General features: G+C 35.3%; 17 protein-coding genes, 2 pseudogenes and 1 riboswitch. Of the genes and pseudogenes, 15 read left to right on the top strand and 4 right to left on the bottom strand.

Features of this window, described 5'->3' with window-relative positions; all coding sequences use genetic code 11:
- Positions 1-345: 345 nt before the first annotated feature.
- The 8 genes from arsB (at position 346) to Q7P22_RS13290 (ending at position 7,672) form a co-directional block, all read left to right on the top strand.
- Entirely contained in the window at positions 346-1,419 is a 1,074-nt protein-coding gene (gene arsB / locus Q7P22_RS13325) for an ACR3 family arsenite efflux transporter (RefSeq protein WP_303864914.1), read from the top strand.
- 7 nt (positions 1,420-1,426) lie between these two features.
- A complete protein-coding gene (locus Q7P22_RS13320; RefSeq protein ID WP_303864913.1) occupies positions 1,427-1,657 on the top strand; it encodes a hypothetical protein in 231 nt (76 codons plus the stop codon).
- A gap of 64 nt (positions 1,658-1,721) precedes the next feature.
- The gene (locus Q7P22_RS13315; protein ID WP_113921439.1) at positions 1,722-2,114 is read left to right on the top strand and encodes an arsenate reductase ArsC; all 393 of its coding nucleotides are present in this window, start codon (positions 1,722-1,724) and stop codon (positions 2,112-2,114) included.
- A 695-nt stretch (positions 2,115-2,809) separates the two neighbouring features.
- The gene (locus Q7P22_RS13310) at positions 2,810-3,100 is read left to right on the top strand and encodes a DUF2325 domain-containing protein (protein WP_113921440.1); all 291 of its coding nucleotides are present in this window, start codon (positions 2,810-2,812) and stop codon (positions 3,098-3,100) included.
- Positions 3,101-3,203: 103 nt separating this feature from the next.
- Entirely contained in the window at positions 3,204-4,481 is a 1,278-nt protein-coding gene (gene larA, locus Q7P22_RS13305) for a nickel-dependent lactate racemase (RefSeq protein ID WP_303864912.1), read from the top strand.
- 489 nt (positions 4,482-4,970) lie between these two features.
- Positions 4,971-5,936, top strand: a complete 966-nt coding sequence (locus tag Q7P22_RS13300) for an ABC transporter substrate-binding protein (protein WP_303864911.1) — start codon at positions 4,971-4,973, stop codon at positions 5,934-5,936.
- Between the two features lie 55 nt (positions 5,937-5,991).
- Entirely contained in the window at positions 5,992-6,891 is a 900-nt protein-coding gene (locus Q7P22_RS13295; RefSeq protein ID WP_303864910.1) for an ABC transporter permease, read from the top strand.
- Complete coding sequence (locus Q7P22_RS13290) at positions 6,875-7,672, top strand: ABC transporter ATP-binding protein (protein WP_303864909.1); 798 nt, start codon at positions 6,875-6,877, stop codon at positions 7,670-7,672. The genes Q7P22_RS13295 and Q7P22_RS13290 overlap by 17 nt, the downstream gene beginning before the upstream one ends.
- 142 nt (positions 7,673-7,814) lie before the next feature.
- Here the strand turns inward: Q7P22_RS13290 and Q7P22_RS13285 are convergent, their stop codons facing one another.
- Positions 7,815-8,738: a DUF2935 domain-containing protein gene (locus tag Q7P22_RS13285; protein WP_303864908.1), complete on the bottom strand. Its 924-nt coding sequence runs from the start codon at positions 8,736-8,738 to the stop codon at positions 7,815-7,817.
- A gap of 261 nt (positions 8,739-8,999) precedes the next feature.
- Here Q7P22_RS13285 and Q7P22_RS13280 point away from each other — a divergent pair.
- A pseudogene (locus tag Q7P22_RS13280) lies at positions 9,000-9,110 on the top strand (flavodoxin); the annotation flags it as partial.
- A gap of 105 nt (positions 9,111-9,215) precedes the next feature.
- Here the strand turns inward: Q7P22_RS13280 and Q7P22_RS13275 are convergent.
- On the bottom strand, positions 9,216-10,142 hold the full coding sequence (locus Q7P22_RS13275; RefSeq protein WP_303864907.1) for a ketopantoate reductase family protein: 927 nt from the start codon (positions 10,140-10,142) through the stop codon (positions 9,216-9,218).
- A 350-nt stretch (positions 10,143-10,492) separates the two neighbouring features.
- Complete coding sequence (locus Q7P22_RS13270) at positions 10,493-11,800, bottom strand: IS110 family transposase (RefSeq protein ID WP_303864906.1); 1,308 nt, start codon at positions 11,798-11,800, stop codon at positions 10,493-10,495.
- Positions 11,801-12,168: 368 nt separating this feature from the next.
- Between Q7P22_RS13270 and Q7P22_RS13265 the strand changes: the two genes are divergently transcribed.
- Positions 12,169-12,843, top strand: coding sequence for a hypothetical protein (locus Q7P22_RS13265; protein WP_303864905.1), 675 nt, complete (start codon positions 12,169-12,171; stop codon positions 12,841-12,843).
- Between the two features lie 230 nt (positions 12,844-13,073).
- Here Q7P22_RS13265 and Q7P22_RS15045 read toward each other — a convergent pair.
- Positions 13,074-13,337: pseudogene (locus Q7P22_RS15045) on the bottom strand (nucleoside-triphosphatase); the annotation flags it as partial.
- A 249-nt stretch (positions 13,338-13,586) separates the two neighbouring features.
- Between Q7P22_RS15045 and Q7P22_RS13260 the strand changes: the two are divergent.
- The 5 genes from Q7P22_RS13260 to Q7P22_RS13240 all read left to right on the top strand — a co-directional run.
- Positions 13,587-14,753: an iron-containing alcohol dehydrogenase gene (locus Q7P22_RS13260; protein WP_303864904.1), complete on the top strand. Its 1,167-nt coding sequence runs from the start codon at positions 13,587-13,589 to the stop codon at positions 14,751-14,753.
- A gap of 58 nt (positions 14,754-14,811) precedes the next feature.
- Positions 14,812-14,916: riboswitch (molybdenum cofactor riboswitch) on the top strand.
- Positions 14,917-14,978: 62 nt separating this feature from the next.
- Positions 14,979-16,781, top strand: a complete 1,803-nt coding sequence (locus Q7P22_RS13255; protein ID WP_303864903.1) for an aldehyde ferredoxin oxidoreductase family protein — start codon at positions 14,979-14,981, stop codon at positions 16,779-16,781.
- A gap of 104 nt (positions 16,782-16,885) precedes the next feature.
- Positions 16,886-17,107 carry a MoaD/ThiS family protein gene (locus Q7P22_RS13250; RefSeq protein ID WP_303864902.1) on the top strand — a complete coding sequence of 74 codons (222 nt, stop codon included), beginning with the start codon at positions 16,886-16,888 and terminating at the stop codon, positions 17,105-17,107.
- A 284-nt stretch (positions 17,108-17,391) separates the two neighbouring features.
- Entirely contained in the window at positions 17,392-18,108 is a 717-nt protein-coding gene (locus Q7P22_RS13245) for a HesA/MoeB/ThiF family protein (RefSeq protein ID WP_303864901.1), read from the top strand.
- A 67-nt stretch (positions 18,109-18,175) separates the two neighbouring features.
- Positions 18,176-18,588, top strand: a 413-nt coding sequence (locus Q7P22_RS13240) for a DegV family protein (RefSeq protein WP_303864900.1), incomplete at its 3' end; no start/stop codon positions are given.

Here is an 18,588-nt window from a genome sequence, read left to right as displayed (position 1 = left end):
GCAATGAGTACACATCCTAGCATGTGATGCAGGTATAGCCTGAGGCTCCCAACCAGCCAAATCATAAAACCTCATTGAATGGACTAATTGACTTAATCATAGGTATGAGCTAGTAGGAACTAGCTTCCCAAGGAGTGATACATTTTTTGTCCTATCCCTTAAAATTATACTTTATGATAAGCCTGGGGTCTATCAGAAGCCATCAGACATGATAAAATTAAAAGTAACCTCTGATGAAGTAAGAAATACTTCTTCAGTTACTAATAAAAGAAAAGAGTGTTGTAGAAATGTTTTAACTGCATAGTCGTTATTGACTATGACATTATTATACTAGGAGTGTTCATTATGAGTAATGAAAAAACAGAAGGTATTGATTTTTTTGAAAAATACCTTACAGTATGGGTTCTTTTGTGTATGGCAGCGGGGATTCTTATAGGAAAATTTTTACCAGGAGTACCTACATTTCTTGAAAAAATACAATATGCACAGCAAAATATTCCTATTGCAATATTAATTTGGATTATGATTTACCCTATGATGTTAAAAGTTGATTTTCAATCAATTAAGAACGTAGGAAAAAATCCTTTGGGTGTTATCATATCCAGTGGAACCAGTTGGTTGATTAAACCTTTTCTCATGTTCGGATTAGCTACACTATTTTTTACCGTAGTTTTTAAAGCTTTTATTCCTGCAAATCTGGCCCAAGATTATATAACAGGCGCAGTACTATTAGGTGCAGCTCCTTGTACCGCCATGGTATTTGTATGGAGTAAGCTAACAAAAGGGGATCCTGCACATACTCTAGTACAGGTTTCCGTCAACGATATACTAATTATCTTCCTTTTTGTACCAATCGTTTCGTTTTTACTTGGAGTAAATAATGTTACCCTTCCATGGGATACACTTATCTTTTCTATCGTATTATTCGTAGTTGTACCCCTTGTTGCTGGGGTCTTTACGCGAATGTACGTGATAAAGAATAAGGGAGAAGACTACTTTAATGAAAAGTTTGTTACTAAATTTGATGGAGTCACAACGGTTGGATTACTTTTAACTTTGGTAATCATCTTTTCCTTCCAAGGAGATGTTATTCTTGAGAATCCATTCCATGTTTTGTTAATTGCAGTACCATTAATACTTCAAAATGTTATTACGGCATTATTTGCATATTTTATGTGTAAATGGGCGAAACAACCACATAATATTGCAGCTCCAGCGGCCTTGATTGGAGCATCTGATTTTTTCGAACTATCTGTTGCAGTGGCAATTACACTCTTTGGAGCAGACTCACCAGTAGTACTAGTAACCACTGTAGGAGTGCTTACAGAAGTGCCAGTAATGTTAGCCCTTGTTAAATTTGTTAACAAAACGAGACACTGGTTTCCTGAAGGTAGCAATAATTTAATATCAAAAAATTAATTACGAAGTGTATCAATTAAAAGAAGAGTTGAATCGAGCTGGGAACTATAGTAAGGCGTGGGTAATCAATTCATCCTTGTATCAAGCAAAAACGACAAATAAACTGCTAAAAGCAAAAGCAAGCAATGAAATAGAATGGATTAATAAAATTTATTCTCATGCCAATGGCAATATTGCGATTATTCCTTGGATCGCCGAAGAAATTAAAGGTGAAAAATTAAACCAATTGCTTTTATAAAATAGGGTGAAAGGTTGATATTAATAAACTTCAAATTTTTACGATAGCACAGAGGAGGAAGAATATGAAAAAGGTTGCTTTTATATGTGTACATAATTCCTGTCGTTCACAAATTGCAGAAGCTCTGGGAAAGCATTTAGCTAGTGATGTTTTTGAAAGCTACTCTGCTGGGACAGAACTCAAGCCACAAATCAATCAAGATGCCGTTCGATTGATGAAGAAAATATACGATATCGACATGGAAAAGACTCAATACTCCAAATTAATCGATGAGCTACCCCCAATAGATATTGTCGTAACTATGGGTTGTAATGTAGTATGTCCTTATTTATCTAGTGAGGAAAAAGAGGATTGGGGTTTTGATGATCCTACGGGAAAAAGCGATGAAGAGTTTATAGTTATCATCAATAAAATAGAAAAAAAAATCAAAGAGCTTGCTGAAAGGTTGAGGGATTAATACAAGCAATACCTTGATTTTTAGATAATAATAGTGCTCTAGAAGTAGCACATATAACGATTGTTAAAATAAGAAAGCAATTCAAGTACGTAAAACTTGGATTCTTTTTTATGTAGTGCAGAAGTTCTTATTTTAATGCAATCAATCACAAAATACAAAGTTGGAAAATTTGCTAGGAGAACCTTAATAATATATCAAAGTAAATATTATCATAAGTGATAATAGATTAATGTATATATATTAAGCATTTATTGCCAGCCCTTTAGAATATCTATGATATCCTCTAGTAAATAATCCCTAATGTCTTCAGTAATTGTAATTACATTTTATTGTCTTTATCTAAAGTTGCAAAATAAATATCTCTAATATCCCGTATTTTATATCAATAATATGAAAAATATCGTTTGTTCGTAATAGTGTAGAAAACTTAGGAGGATTATCCATGAGATTAGAAATAAAGTTTCTACTAACCATAATCTTTATTGTATTAGTATGCGTAAGTTTGTATTTTCTATATAGAAAGAAGATGATTTGATTTGTGTTTGTCATAAAGTAGTTTTTTCTATCCGTAGTAGGGTATTTAAACGATTAAGTGGTTTTGATTTACCTCTTGACAGTGAGTTCAATTCCGAGTAAAATAGTAGTAAGTAAATGATAACGATTATCAAAATCAAATACGAGAAAGGAGTTTTTAAATGAGTATAGTATTAGTTGGTGGTCATGATCGGTTGCATAGTGAGTACAAGGGAGTTGGTTCTCAAAGAGGGCACAAGTTAAAGATTTATACTCAAATGCCAACAAAATTTAACAAAGCAATTGGTCATCCAGATGCCATTGTATTATTCACAAGCACAGTTTCGCATAAAATGGTTGGCGTGGCAGTAAAGGAAGCAAAGAAAAAGGGGATACCCATAGTGCGATGTCATAATAGTAGCTTGGGATCTTTAGAAAAGTCTTTATTAGAATTAGAATCTACATCAAAATAGAATGATGATTAAAATCTTGAGATTAAGCGATTTTTGCTATTTACCTTAGCACGTGATAGAATGTATAATAATTTTTATGCATAATCTAGGAGCGTGAATATAGATGGAAGTTGTGAAGCTAAAGTACGGTGAAAAAATAGTTGAATTAACTATTGAGGGAGCCAAATCCATTCAATATCTCCATGGAAAAGATATTGAAGAGATAAAGGATTTGAGAAGTGTATTCTTAAATGAAATTGAGAAGAAATGCGTGGAATCGGAGCCCCTAAAAAAAATAATTGCAAAGAATGATTTAGTTACTATTGTCGTAAGCGATTTGACGAGATTCTGGATGAGACAGGATTTAGTATGCGATCTTTTAGTAGCGTACTTACATGAAGAAATGCAGATTCCATATGATAATATTGTCATATTAGTAGCTCTTGGAACTCATAGAGATATGACAGAAGAGGAATTAGAAAAAGTAGCATCGCCAGCAGCTTATTCAAAAGTGAAAGTCTTAAATCACAATGCAATGGCAGAGAATTTAAAATATGTAGGAACCACATCAAGAGGTACAGAGGTCATTGTAAATCCCTTAGTTGTAGATCGAAAGGTAATTATAGTAGGCGGTACGGTTCATCATGTAATGGCTGGTTTTGGAGGAGGGAGAAAAAGTATACTTCCAGGGATCAGTAGCAAAAAGACGATCAATCAAAATCACATAAATAGTCTAGATCCTGACGAAGCTATGTCCAATCCACTAATAGGGATGGGAAAACTAAAAGACAATCCAGTTCACGAAGATATGACGGAAGGGGCGGCCTTAGTAAATCCCGTTTTTGGAATCAATATTGTAGCCAATCCTAATGCAAAGCCTTGCAGAATTGTATGTGGTCATTGGTTAAAAGCTTGGGAGACAAGTACCACGATAGTCAACGACTATTTTGGCGTACCTATAGAGAAAAAAGCGGATATAGTCATCGCCAGCTGTGGCGGATACCCAAAGGATATCAATCTTTATCAGGGAGTGAAGACCCTTTTTAATGCAGCAGAAGCCATTAAAGAAGGAGGCACTATGATTCTTCTTGCAGAGTGTCGAGAAGGTGGTGGCGCACCGGACTTTTTTGACTGGATTAATTCCGTTAAAACCCAATCTTTGGATGCTGATCTTAGAGCTCGATTTACGATTGCAGGATATATATTCTATGCTGCCTGTGAAGCAATTAACAAATGTGAAAAAGTATTTATGTTAAGCTCTATACCAAGCGAAACCGTAAAGGATATGAATCTTCTGTCCTTCTCTGATCTTAACAGTCTTTTAAATCAAGTAGATTTTACGGGAAAAGATGTGCATATTATGCCATACGGCGGAAGTACTGTACCATTAGAAAAGAAATAAAAAAGTGATTGACAAGATTAGTATAATCTGATTATAATATAAAAAACGAAACCATTGATGTGGAGATAAAACCGTTAGCGCACTCCAAGCGAGTCGGGGGTGGTGTAAGCCTGATAGAAATGCGGAACGGACAAATGGACCACAGAGGGCACAGTCAAAGGATTATTCCGAGTATTCTGTGACGCAGCACCAGCGTGAAAGGGTGAGGGGTGTGTTGGCACTCTTTTAAGAGTTGGGTTAATTATAGCCAAATAAGGTGGTACCGCAGATATAAGCATCTGTCCTTGATATACAAGGATAGGTGTTTTTTTTCGTGAACTAATGAGCCAAGCGAAAGCAAAGCTTTCATTTGGCGAATGGCACGACTGAGGAAGCGGTTTACCGATTCCGAAGGACGATGAGAACCTATTTTGTTATGATGCAACAGACAAATGGCTTGCTTAACCAAACTCAATTCCTCCAACAAAAACATATAAAGGGGAAATAGAAATGAAAAAAATTATTGCATTAGTAGTATTGTTAGTTGTTTTGTTCAGTGCCGTTGCCTGTACGAGTCAAGAGAAAAGTGACACACTAACTGTGGGTATCATTCAATTGACAGACAATGGAGCTTTTACGGATATGCGAGAAGGATTTATTAATCGTTTGAGAGAATTGGGCTATACAGAAGATAAATTAATTATCGTAGAAAAAAGCGCTCAGGGAGATATGTCTAATCTTAATTCCATTTGCCAAGAGATGGTCAATTCAGGAGTGGATCTAGTTGCTACTATTGCGACTCCTGCGTCTCAAGCTATGGTCAATATGAATACAGATATTCCAGTAATCTTTATATCCGTAGGTGATCCAACAGGAGCAGGAATCATCAGCAATATGGAAAAGCCTGATAAAAATGCCACTGGAACATCTAATGCTATTCCTGTTGATGAGATGTTTAAAATGGCAGATTCCTTGACTCCAGGTATAGAGACTTATGGAATTTTGTACAATACAAGCGAAAAGAATTCCGTGACTACAGTTGAAAAAGCTAAAGTATACTTTGATACCAATGGAATCCAATATGTAGAAGCAGTTGTACCTGATTCTTCGGAAGTCCAGCAGGCAACTCAATCTCTCATTGGAAAAGTAGATGCTATCTTTGTACCAAACGACAGTAAGGTCCAGGCAGCTATGCCACAAGTGGCAGATATTGCAAAGACAGCCCAAATACCTGTCTACGGTAGTTCTGCTGTAATGGTTGAGTCGGGTGCATTTGCTACTATTAGTATAAGTGATATAGAAATTGGAGCCCTGTCTGCAGATATGGCAGATCAAGTCCTAAAAGGAACACAAATCGATCAAATTCCAGCGATAACCGTATCCAATTTTACAACAGTAATTAATAAAGAGACGGCAAGCGAAATTGGCGTTGAGCTGTCAAAAGATATACTGAGTACAGCGACTATAATTGAATAAACGAAATCGTTGATTCGAGGATTAGAAAAAAGAACTTAAAACTGGAGTGTGAATAATGACATTATTAATTGGTTCTCTTCAATTAGGCCTAATATATGGCCTTTTGGCACTTGGTGTTTATATAGCTTTTCGAATACTCAGCATTCCTGATTTAACAGCAGATGGTAGCTTTACTTTGGGTCTTGCTGTTTCAGCTGTACTAACAGTAGCTGGGCACCCCATTCTTGGTATATTTGCGGCGCTAGTAGCGGGGGCTGTAGCTGGTACTATTACAGGATTACTACAGACTAAGATGAAGGTTCATCCCATACTAGCGGGAATCATCACTATGACGGGATTGTATTCAATAAACTTATTCATAATGGGCGTTAGCTCTAATGTGTCCTTAATCGGAAATGAAACCATTTTTAGTATGGGAGCAAATGCTTCAAATATAACCAAGACCCTTATAGCGGCGATCATATCTGTTATTGTCTTTATGATATTAATGTGGTTTTTCAAAACGCAGTTAGGACTTAGCATTCGAGCTACTGGAAATAACGAGGATATGGTTCGGGCATCTTCTATAAATGTAGACCGAGTCAAAATTATTGCCATTGCTATTTCCAATAGTTGCGTAGCCCTTTCTGGAGCAGTACTTGCTCAGTATCAAGGTTTTGCAGATATAAGCTCAGGCGTAGGGATTATGGTTATTGGTTTGGCATCGGTAATAATCGGTGAGGTGTTTCTGGGCAAACGTTCTGTAACACTGGGATTTGCAGCTGCTATTATTGGTTCTATTGTATACCGCTTTATTATAGCCTTAGCTTTAAGGAGTAGCATATTTCCGGCTTATGCCTTAAAACTAGTATCTGCGTTTATTGTAGCTATGGCATTATCTATTCCAGTTATAAAAAAGAATATGCAGCAGAGGAAGATTATAAGGGAGGGTAGAAAAAGTGCTAAAAATTATTAATGCTTCAAAAATCTTTTCCTTGGGTACGCCAAACGAGCATCTGGCTTTAGATAAGATTAGCGTAACGCTTCCACCAGGTGATTTTGTGACCATTATTGGCTCAAACGGAGCTGGAAAATCTACTCTAATGAATGGCATTAGCGGTTCTTTTTGGTTAGATGAAGGGAATATATCCTTAGACGGTATGGATATTACATTTGTAAAAGAGCATAAAAGAGCGAAACTGATTGGAAGGCTTTTTCAGGATCCTATGAAGGGTACGGCACCTTCCCTAACTATTGAGGAAAATCTTGCACTAGCCTATTCTAGAAAAAAGAAAATGAGCTTGTCTATTGCTGTACAGAAAAAGGAACGAGAGTTCTTTAAAGATGCCCTTAGCGAATTTAATATGGGTTTAGAAGATCGAATGCATACAAAGGTAGGTCTTCTTTCAGGTGGGCAGCGCCAAGTAGTAACGCTTCTCATGGCTACAATCGCTCTGCCAAAACTCTTGCTTTTAGACGAACATACAGCAGCTTTAGACCCTGCTACAGCTCAGAAGGTATTAGAAATCACCAGCTCTATCGTCTCCAAAAACAAATTGACTACAATGATGATCACGCATAATATTCAGTCCGCCTTAAAAATGGGCAATCGGACTATTATGATGAACGAAGGCAAAATCATATTAGATATCTCTGGGGAGGAGCGAGGTAAGATTACAATCCCAGAGCTTATGGAAATGTATTCCAAAAAAGCCAATGTAGACTTAGATGATGATAATATACTACTTTCTAAATAAAAAAACAGATTATTTTAAGAACCGTTTTAAAGCGGTTCTTTTTTGATATTTTGTCTGCCCCCCTAAGTAGCAAGTGAAATAAAAAAATTATTTACTTAGAAGGGACTGCTTAATCAATCTTACAGTATCTAACTTGTGAATATCAGTATCTTTCAAACTCTTTTAACAACCGAATGAAATGGTTTGATTCGCGTAATACATGGTCACCCAATAATGGTATGATGATAGACCTGATTTTACAGTCCAACAAGCCCTCAGTAGCTTGAGTATTAAAGTCACGAATTTTTAAGGTAGATTCAAGGCTTTTATCTGTAATCTCAGAAATAGGTAGAGTTTGATCCATAGCTCGCCTTGCTTCTTCCGTCAATTGATCAAATTCATTTCCAAAATCGTCTGCGATTTCAAACAGAGTCTCTTCTGTTGGATCTAGAAGTCCACGGATGAACTTTGAATGTTCAGCCATAATCCTATTCCAAAAGGCTTCCTGTTCATAAGCTTGTTTTTCAATATCGACTTGCTCTTTTCTTTGAAATCTTTGAATCATGCTCAAATACAGCCTTGCTTCCCTGCGTATATGGTCGATGAGCAATGGGTAATTAACTGTAAACATTTTGCAGGATAAAACACTTGATAAAATGATCGATTTAAACTGTATTAGACTAGAAACTAAACGGATAGCCCTTTCATTAATCGTATGTGTTCTTTGTACAAGTGTTGGATTAACAGCGGTTAAATTTCCACCTATTAGATTATATTCCGCTCTCGTAAGATTTGTTTGTATCTGAATTGCTGTTAAATCAGATGAAGCTATTTCGGCATTTAATGTATAAGGCGTAACCACTTCACCAGATTGAATGATCGTGGGACTAACAACACCATTGGATAAATAAATGACATCTGCTAATAATCGATCAAATTCTAAACGAAATTGATCTGCTCGAGTTGTAAAGCTATAATCTCTAGGCGTAAAACTAACTTCTAAAAAAAATGAATGTTCTTTCATAATGCGAATGAAGAACAGATGTGTTCCTAATGATTGTTTTACAAATTGTAAATTAGATAACATTAGCATAACCCTCCTTAGTGATACAAATACATCACTCTACATTTTATGAGACATAATTATAGAATGTTCACATATATAATTAATTCTAGTTTTTAACCTTATGAGGCACTATCTTATTTTTCGGAAAACAAATTAATAAAAGCAAGAATTGAATTTTTATCATTATATACTATAATTTTACCTAGACTTGATTGTGATGTTAGAATAGTATGGTAATATAATATTAAATCTTCTATTAATGTGAATTAGGGGGAATATAGTATGAGTAAAACGGTTGTGATCTACAAATCCAAAACAGGATTTACAAAAAAATATGCTCAGTGGATTTCTGAAGAACTTCATTGTGATTTAATAGAAAACAATAAATTAAAGCTAGCAGATTATGTAAAAGAAAGTTGCTATGAATAACGCCCAATAAAGAAATTTTATTGGGCTTATTATAGAAGGTATATTGAGACGGTGATTTTTAGTCCATTTTTAATCTATTAGTGTTTGGTTCGCAATGATTTCTTCCTTTGCTTTAATCAATTGGTACAATATATCATTTACAGGTGTTGGAAGCTTGTGCTTCTTACCTAGTCTACTTACAACTCCTGCAAACATTTCTACTTCTGTCTTCCTCTTTCCTCGCATATCCTGTAGCATTGAAGTCATACCATCTGGATTTAAAGCATCTAAAATAGGATACCATCGCATTAAGTCTTCTCTCGTAAGGTTTGCACCTTCTAATTTGGATAGGGCGATTACTTCTTTCATGGCTCCATCCATAAGCTCTCTAATCTCATCTATCTTCTGGCACTTGCCATAAGGAGCATCTAATACAGCAGAGACCTGATTGACTCCTACATTAATCATAAACTTCCACCAAATTTCCTTCATAATATCATCTGCAATTTCGTAGATGATTTGAGTACGATTAAAGAATTCAGAAAGAGCTGTTACCTTTTTATCATTAGGTATAAGTGAATTAAAGACGATTTTTCCTTTATTTGCAGTAATTTTTTTACCTTTTTTGACTGCAGAAATTTCTACGATAAATGAGTAAAGGAGTTTTTCCATACCATATACGGCACCAATTTCATTTTCCGTATCTATGCCATTCATTAATGAGATGATTATGGTATTCTCATTCATAAAAGGTTTCATGAGCGGAATGGCCTTTTCTAAGTGATGATATTTTACAGAAAGAATAATAAGATCCAAAGTTTGTGAGGCTTCAGGGCTAAGGCCAGTAAAATCATAATCCTTTCCATTTACTGTAATCCACCCTTCATCTTGATATCTTTTTATTCTCTTTTGTTCCCCTAAAATATACACACTTTGGGGATTGTAATCGTAGATTTGGGCTGCAAGCAGACCTCCAATGGCTCCCATTCCTAAAATTCCAACTTTATTTATTTTCATGATTATCCCCCAATCTTTTTATCGTACCTAATCTTCCATTAATAATGTTTATATTACCACAATATTCTAATACTCATCAATGACATTTAGGTAAAATATAGAGGTTATTATTAGTGGACTTGACTTTTAAACAAAGTATAACCACAAAGATACATTAACAAACGTGAAAGTGGTGTTTTGTGTTTAATAATTTGGGAATAGAATAAATAGTAATCTATTATAAAAGTCCAGCTAAGAAATGTCAATAGATAAATAAAAAATATTTGATATTTTTTCAAGTTGAAAAAGAGCAACTTTAATAAGCCTTTTGAGAATATCTCAAAAAACGAAAAGCAGGCTATGGATTTACTTTATGCAGCTTTATCGCATTTAGCTTTTAAGTAATTCGTTTGATGTTCTTCCGGTGTGATGATTGTAAATTCTTTTTCATCGCGTAGTATAGCAAATACAATGTTGCAAACCTTATGCATGACAGCTCCAAGAGCAACGATTTTAGGCTTTGACTGGCACTTCTTTAAATAGTAATCGCGCAACACAGGATTTTTAGCAGAGCCATTTCTGTTTTTGCTGATGCTAATTAGAGCCATTGTATGAAGAACTCTTCTGGCAATACGAGAACCACGTTTTGACATAGAAATCTTTGTACCCTCAAATTGCCCAGATTGTTTTACAGCGGGATCTAACCCAAAGTAGGCAAAGAGTTGCTTTGGTGAACGAAAAGATGAAAAATCACCAATCTCCCCCATAAGACTTACTGCGGATAAGAAACCAGCTCCTTTGTAGGATTCAATCAGGTGGATTTGCTTTACAAAATCGGTAGATTCATTCGCAGAAACCAGTTCATGCATTTCAGAAAGAATAGAAGATACTTCGGCATCATAGTTTCTGATTAAACGAATATACAAACGGATCCGTTTGAAATTACTGCTTACGGCATACCCAAAGGATTTTGCATCATTTGCAGCCTGGATTATGGCATTATACTTCTTTTCAGCATATGTAAGTCCAAACCTAGCAGTAGACCTTATACAATCAACAATCTCTTGTTTTGAAGCGCTTAGAAATGCTTCCGGAGACGTGTAGTTCTCCAATAAAGTTAGAGATGTATTGGTAGTTATTTTAGAAAAGATTTTTAAATACTGTGGAAATATCATTCGCAATTCACCCTGCAGCTTATTCACATAAGCAGAGCGATTATCCATCAGATCGTAATATTCTCTTGAAAGATTTCTTAGATCAAGAGCAAGGTCGGATGGCATAAGGGATACTTTTAAATCAGGTTTTAGACCGACTAAGGCCAACTTTTTTGAATCAAAACGGTCATTATGTACTTTTCTAATGTTAATGTTTGTGCTATTCTTAGTGATGATAGGATTAATAACTGAGCAGTTAAAACCCTTATCACGAAGATAGCAGAAGAGTGGGTAATGATAAATTCCCGTGGATTCCAGAAAGATGCGACTTTCTAAGGAATACAGCTCTTCTGCTTCTTTTATTTTAGAAACAGCTAAGCTTAAGGAATTAAGGTCAGAATGCAGGATTTTAAAGGGTTTTCCTACAAAGGTCTGGTTTGGAAGTGCGATAGACATCCAACTGAAGTCCGCACCAACATCAATACCGACCGAGATAAATAAATTTTCAAATAGAATGTTTGACATGAGCAATAGCTCCTTTCTGATAGGAATCCATTTCCATCAAATGAGTACACAACCTAGCATGTTATACAGGTATAGCCTGAGGCTCCCAACCAGCCGAATCATAAAACCTCATTGAATGGACTAATTGACTTTTTAATAGGTATGAGTCAGTAGGAACTGACTTCCCAAGGAGGCGTACATTCTTTGTCCTATCCTAGAGGATTATACTTTATGAAAAGTCTGGTGTCTATCAGGGAACCGTCAGACATGATATTTATTTGGATAACATCTGATGAAGGAAGAACTCCTTCTTCTGTTATCTGATATAAGAAACTTATAAACTATATAGCTGTAATGGCTATATCATTATTATACTAGGAGGTCTTAATATGAAGAAAATCATTTGGTACATTATTGTATTGGTATTGACTTTTATCATTGTAGCTTGCACAACACAAGAAGTTCCTGAAAATGATAAAGAGGATACTCAAAATCAACAGGAACAAAAGGATCAAGATGATCAAAATGATATTGATAAAGAACAACCCTCACAAGATTTGGATTTACAAATTGAAGAATTTATTGAAATTGAAGGAATGAAAGAAAAAATTACCTTAAATCTTTATGACAAAGGTATCATACCCTTTAGAACGTATATACCCTCTGATTTCACAACCGAGGAAGTCAGCAATGGTGAAGGAGATGCTTATTGGTTTTACGCAAATTATGGAAACAAGAAGATTGACGATGTCTATTTTAAATTATACTTTTTTTCAGAAATTACAGAAGAAGAGCCAAACCTAGATGATAAGGACAATACCTTTTCGCTCATGTTGGACGGTATGAAAACAGTTAATACAAAAGAAAAACGCTATGGTTGGTCCATTAAAGAGTTTAAAAGTCCTGAAGAACCAAGGTACGCAATATTAGGAAAACATAAGGATCAATACTTTGTAATGATTCTAGATTACCCTGTGGAATACGCTGAAGGCTTCGTTCCGAGAGTAAATAAGATTCTAGAACATTTTTACTGGACAGACACGCAAGAGTATTTATCTCTATAGCAACTCTTTAATAAGATGATATGATATACTGCACCCTCCTAAACCCTATTCGATTAACCAAATTGGGAGACATCATAGTTCTAGCTGTTTATGCCAGCTTTTTAGAATATCTAGGATGTCTTCTAATATACAGTCCCTGTTATCTTCAGTAATAGTAAGTACAATTACATCCGCTCTAGCTATAATAGCATTTAAAAAATCGCAATCGCTTTCTTTTAATACCCCAAATACTATTTTTTGCTATCTAGTAGTTTAAACACTTTATCGGTAAATAGACTCATATCATTTTCTGAACTGCCCAATTCATCTAGTACTATAAGATCTCTTTCTTTCAGACTTTTATCTAATATGGACACAGCTCCTTTTTCAAAGGAGTTTATAAAAAGTTCTTTTGAGTTATCTCTAGAATCAACTTTCAGTATGGTATAAGTTGTATTCTCATCGTACAGCGATTTAATAATGTATTTTCTAAAATAATTTTCAAAGATTCTCTCTGTAGTATAACCTCCAAGAGAGGCTTATACAGGGATTTGTACAATGGGGCTTACCTTATGACATAGCCTTTATGGTAGCTATAGGAACGCGATTTTTCAGCACTTACTGCATTTACCTCATTCTGAAAACAATTCCAATAATTACCTTTTAGTGACTACACTACTTTAAAGTGCGTACTTGTGCATATTTGATATTCATCTTACAATATAGAAAAATGGTATTAAATTATTATTTAGGAGGAATAAACTATGTTAAGATTTACTGTACCAAGAGACATTTACTATGGTGAAAACGCTATCGATCATCTGAAAAATGTTAAGGGAAACAAGGCTATATTGATTTTCGGTTCAGAAAGAATAATTAAAGATGGTACTATTCCTAAAATTGAAGGTTTGTTAAAAGAAGCTAACATCGAAACAGAATTATTCTATGGAGTAGAAAGCGATCCTGGAATCAACACTGTTAGACGAGGCGCTGAAGCAATGAAAAAATTCCAACCTGACTTAATCGTTGCCATTGGCGGTGGATCACCAATAGATGCTGCAAAAGCTATGTGGTTGTTCTATGAATATCCTGATATGACTTTAGAAGAAGCTACAAAACCATTCTCACTACCTCCATTAAGACAAAAAGCACAATTTATTGCTGTATCAACTACAAGTGGTACTGGTACGGAAGCTACTTCATTCTCAGTAATAACAGATGATGAAACAAACTTTAAATATCCTCTTGCAGACTATAATTTAACACCAGATCTTGCAATAGCTGATACCAATCTTGTTAAAAAGTTGACTCCAACACTAGTTTGTGATACTGGAATGGACGCTTTAACACATAACCTTGAAGCATATGTAGCAACTGCAAAAAATCCTATTTCCGACGGTTTATCAATTAAATCAACAGAAATGGTTTTTGATAATCTATTCAATTCATTTAAAGGCGATTTGGAAGCAAGAGGCGAAATGCACATTGCTCAATTAATGGCAGGTATGTCTTTCTCTAATGCTATCCTTGGAATCGTTCACTCAATGGCTCATAAATCCTCACATCATTATGGTATATCACATGGTCGCTCAAATGCTATTTATTTACCATATGTTATCCAATTTAATGCTAAAGTGGCAGCAGCTGACTATGCTGATCTAGCGAAGAGACTTGGGTTAAAAGGCGAAACAACTGATGAATTAGTTGAAGCATTGATTCAAGCAATTAAAGATCTAAGAGCTTCTATGGGCATGCCAGGATCTCTAAAAGAATTTGGCGTAACAGAAGAAAAATTCAGATCTAATATCGATGAAGTTGCAAAATTAGCTGTAGGAGATCCTTGTACAGGAACAAATCCTAGAGAAATATCTGTAGCAGAAATGAAAAAATTGTTTGAATATGCTTACGAAGGAAAAAAAGTAGATTTCTAGAGCATAAAACGATTATTATGAATCTTGAAAGAATATGAATTGTATGCTATAATATAAGTACATATAAAGAATCCGAGTTATATTATTAGGAAATATAACCATTGGGTATTAACCGTTAAATTAATGCCTCCCGTGATTGGAAAGGATTCTATGTAGTTTGTTTGTTGTTTTATCAGCAAGCACTCATGCATAGAATGAGTGCAAAATCAAAGGGGGTTATTTTTTATGAAAACTGCTTACAATGGGAAACTGGCTAGAATCAATCTCTCAACAGGAATGATTCAAACAGAAGAACTTGATTTTGAGTTAGCAAAGAAGTTTGTTGGCGGAAGAGGGTTAGCGACAAAAATCATTTATGATGAGGGAATTGCTACAGTAGATCCTTTATCTGAGCAAAACAAAATCGTTTACATGACTGGACCTATGACAGGTACATCATCACCTACTTCAGGACGTTACATGGTTGTAACAAAGTCTCCTTTAAATAACATGATCGCAAGTTCAAACTCTGGCGGTATCTGGGGTGCAAAGCTAAAATACGCTGGTTGGGATGGACTAATCGTCGAAGGCAAATCTGAAAAACCTGTGTACATAAACATCGAGGATGACAAAATCGAAATACTTCCTGCAGATGAGTATATGGGAATGCTTAGTGAAGAAGTAGACGATAAGCTAAAAGAAATCCATACACAATGTTCTGTTCTTAATATTGGGCCAGCTGGTGAAAATTTATCATTATTAGCAGCTATTATGAACGACAAACACCGTGCAGCAGCTAGAAGTGGCGTAGGCGCTGTTATGGGTTCAAAGAACTTAAAGGCTATTACAGTTAGCGCTACTAAAAAGGTCATTGAACCATTTAATGCAGATAAGTTAAAAGAAGCTACAAAAGGATGTATGAAATTAATTAAGGAAAATGGCGTAACAAGTGGCGGTCTTCCAACTTATGGTAGTGCAGTTCTAGTTAATATTGTCAACAATACAGGCTCACTTCCAGTTAAAAACTGGGGAGAAGGATCTTACTATGACAAAGCCGATGATATATCTGGTGAAACTCTAAAAGAGAATCACCTTGTTAAACAAGGTTTCTGTCATAGATGTCCTATTGGTTGTGGTCGTATTATAGATCTAAAAGGTAAGATAACAGGTGGACCAGAGTATGAACCTCTATGGGCATATGGAAGTAATTGCGACATAAATGACTTAGAAGCTATTAATGAAGCAAATTATCTATGCAACGAATATGGATTAGATGCGATTTCAACACCATGTACTATTGCAGCTGCTATGGAACTTTACGATAAAGGTTATATCAAAGAAGAAGAATGTGATGGCGTTCCACTAGCATGGGGAAGCTCTGAAGCTATTGTGGAATGGACTAGAAGAATGGGAGAAGGCAAAAACCCATTAGCAAAATTGATGGCAGATGGTTCTATGAGACTATGTGAACATTATGGTCATCCTGAAGTTTCCATGACTGTAAAAAAATTAGAAATGCCTGCTTATGATGCTCGAGGCATCCAAGGAATTGGTATAACTTACGCTACTAGCAACAGAGGTGGATGTCACGTTCGTGGTTACACTATTTCTCCAGAAGTTTTAGGACTCCCAAGTCCTGCTGATCGTACGACAATAGAAGGAAAAGCGCAATTGAGTATGATCTTTCAAGACTTAACAGCAGTTATTGACTCTATGGGATTGTGTTTATTCTCATCTTTTGCATTAGGCGCAGATCATTATGCAGCTCTATTAAATGCAGGAACGGGAACAGACTACAATGCAGAAGAACTACTAGTTGTAGGAGAGAGAATTTACAATATTGAACGTATGTTTAATAAGGCGGCTGGAATGAAACCAGAAGATGACGGATTACCAAAGCGTTTAACAGAAGAGCCTATTTCAGACGGACCATCAAAAGGCATGATTAGTCAAATAAAGATTACCTTACCTGAATATTACGAAGCACGTGGATGGGAAAATGCGTTCCCAACTGAAGAGACTCTAGCACGCCTTGGGTTAGATAAATAGTATCTATATTAAAAATTTTATATCCCAATAGATGACTTTTCTTTTTAGAAGAAAGACATCTGTTGGGATGTTTTCTAATTTTAAGTGTTAGGAGGTTAATGTAGATGATTGAAGTAAGGCTTTTTGCAACATTTAGAGAAGGAAGAGAAAAAATACTGTTTTTAGACCCTAAGAGCTATAAAAGTGCACACGAAGTGCTTGATTATCTTAGAATCCCTTATGAGGATGTTGCAATCTATCTAATAAATGGGCGACATTCAAAATTAGATGATAAGATAAAAGATGAAGATATTCTAGCCATTTTTCCACCTGTAGGAGGTGGCTGATCATAAGAGGTATTTTAGTGCAGAACTTGTTATAAGTAAATGATAATAAATTAAGCAAAATCCAATAACCACAAGAAATATAAATAGTATGTTTCTTGTGGTTATTGGCAATTCTGTCATAGATTTTAGGTTTTGTTATTTTTTCTTATAATGATATTAATAATCATTATAAATTATATAAATTGTGAAAAACTATAGTATATTTTAATGACAGATGGTATTCTAAGATAAAGGATGCAATATGGAGGATATACTACAATCTTCTTCACTTAGGAGGTAGAAAGATGAGATATGAACGTCAAATAATTATGGAGGAAATTGGGCAAGAAGGACAAGAAAAACTTAATAAATCAACTGTTGTAGTAATTGGATGTGGAGGACTTGGAAGCCCTGTGCTAACTTATTTGACTCTTGCAGGGATCGGTAAATTGATTATTATCGATTATGATGAAGTTAGCGAATCTAACTTAAATCGCCAATTTCTTCATGGGGAAGGAGATGTAGGTAGACTAAAGATTGAGTCCGCGAAAGAGCAGCTTCATGCACTTAATAGTGAAATTGAAATTGTTGGGATTAAGGAAAAATTAGATAAGGAGAATACAAGCAAAATCATCCAAAGTGCAAACGTAGTGGTGAATTGTGTGGATAATATTCAAACGAGGATACTCGTTGGTAGAGAATGTTTAAAACAGGGTATTCCATTAGTTGAGGCTGGAGTACAAGGGTTTTACGGTTGGATCATGAATATTAGACCAGAGACAGCTTGCCTAGAATGTATCGGTTTTGAAAACATCAAGCTAAAGCCTCCTTTACCTATTATCGGAGTTACAGCAGGAGTGATTGGTTGCCTACAGGCAAATGAATGCATAAAAATCCTTCTAGGAATGAAAGGAACATTAGATGGGGTAATGCTGCAATATGATGGAATAGATGGTAGTTTTGATCGTATTAAATTGCAAAAGGATCCTTCTTGCAATGGGCACAATTGTAAAAATAACTAGGCTATTTGTTCTGGCATTACTAGATATCTAAGTTAATAATAAAAGCATAGAACAGGGAGAAGTGATTATGGGGGATTTTATACTGAGCAGTTCCTCGACTGCTGATTTGTCAAAAGAGCATTTTGAAAAAAGAGATATCCATTATATTTGTTATCATTATTTCTTAAATAATGAAGAATACGTAGATGATTTAGGTCAATCTATGCCTTTAGCAAAATTCTATGAAGCAATGCGACAAGGGGTATTGACAAAGACTACACAGATTAATGTAGATGAGTTCGTGAAGTACTTTACACCATTTTTAGAACAGGGATTGGATATCCTTCATGTAGAGCTATCAAGCGGTCTTTCTGGAGTGATTAGTTCTGCTAATATAGCAAAAGATACTTTATTAGAGAAATTTCCAGACCGAAAATTGTACATAGTTGATTCACTTGCCGCATCTGGAGATTTCTCTAATAAAGTATCTTTTGCTATATT

This window comes from Alkalibaculum bacchi, from assembly GCF_937875145.1.
Taxonomy (GTDB): Bacteria; Bacillota; Clostridia; order Eubacteriales; family Alkalibacteraceae; genus Alkalibaculum; species Alkalibaculum bacchi_A.
Note: the sequence above shows the minus strand (reverse complement) of the source record. Positions and strands in the feature narration are given on the sequence as shown.

Coding starts and splice junctions, on each gene's coding strand:
- arsB (WP_303864914.1), top strand. CDS start 346: ATGAGTAATGAAAAAACAGAAGGTATTGATTTTTTTGAAAAATACCTT.
- Q7P22_RS13315 (WP_113921439.1), top strand. CDS start 1,722: ATGAAAAAGGTTGCTTTTATATGTGTACATAATTCCTGTCGTTCACAA.
- Q7P22_RS13310 (WP_113921440.1), top strand. CDS start 2,810: ATGAGTATAGTATTAGTTGGTGGTCATGATCGGTTGCATAGTGAGTAC.
- larA (WP_303864912.1), top strand. CDS start 3,204: ATGGAAGTTGTGAAGCTAAAGTACGGTGAAAAAATAGTTGAATTAACT.
- Q7P22_RS13300 (WP_303864911.1), top strand. CDS start 4,971: ATGAAAAAAATTATTGCATTAGTAGTATTGTTAGTTGTTTTGTTCAGT.
- Q7P22_RS13295 (WP_303864910.1), top strand. CDS start 5,992: ATGACATTATTAATTGGTTCTCTTCAATTAGGCCTAATATATGGCCTT.
- Q7P22_RS13285 (WP_303864908.1), bottom strand. CDS start 8,738: ATGTTATCTAATTTACAATTTGTAAAACAATCATTAGGAACACATCTG.
- Q7P22_RS13275 (WP_303864907.1), bottom strand. CDS start 10,142: ATGAAAATAAATAAAGTTGGAATTTTAGGAATGGGAGCCATTGGAGGT.
- Q7P22_RS13270 (WP_303864906.1), bottom strand. CDS start 11,800: ATGTCAAACATTCTATTTGAAAATTTATTTATCTCGGTCGGTATTGAT.
- Q7P22_RS13265 (WP_303864905.1), top strand. CDS start 12,169: ATGAAGAAAATCATTTGGTACATTATTGTATTGGTATTGACTTTTATC.
- Q7P22_RS13260 (WP_303864904.1), top strand. CDS start 13,587: ATGTTAAGATTTACTGTACCAAGAGACATTTACTATGGTGAAAACGCT.
- Q7P22_RS13255 (WP_303864903.1), top strand. CDS start 14,979: ATGAAAACTGCTTACAATGGGAAACTGGCTAGAATCAATCTCTCAACA.
- Q7P22_RS13250 (WP_303864902.1), top strand. CDS start 16,886: ATGATTGAAGTAAGGCTTTTTGCAACATTTAGAGAAGGAAGAGAAAAA.
- Q7P22_RS13245 (WP_303864901.1), top strand. CDS start 17,392: ATGAGATATGAACGTCAAATAATTATGGAGGAAATTGGGCAAGAAGGA.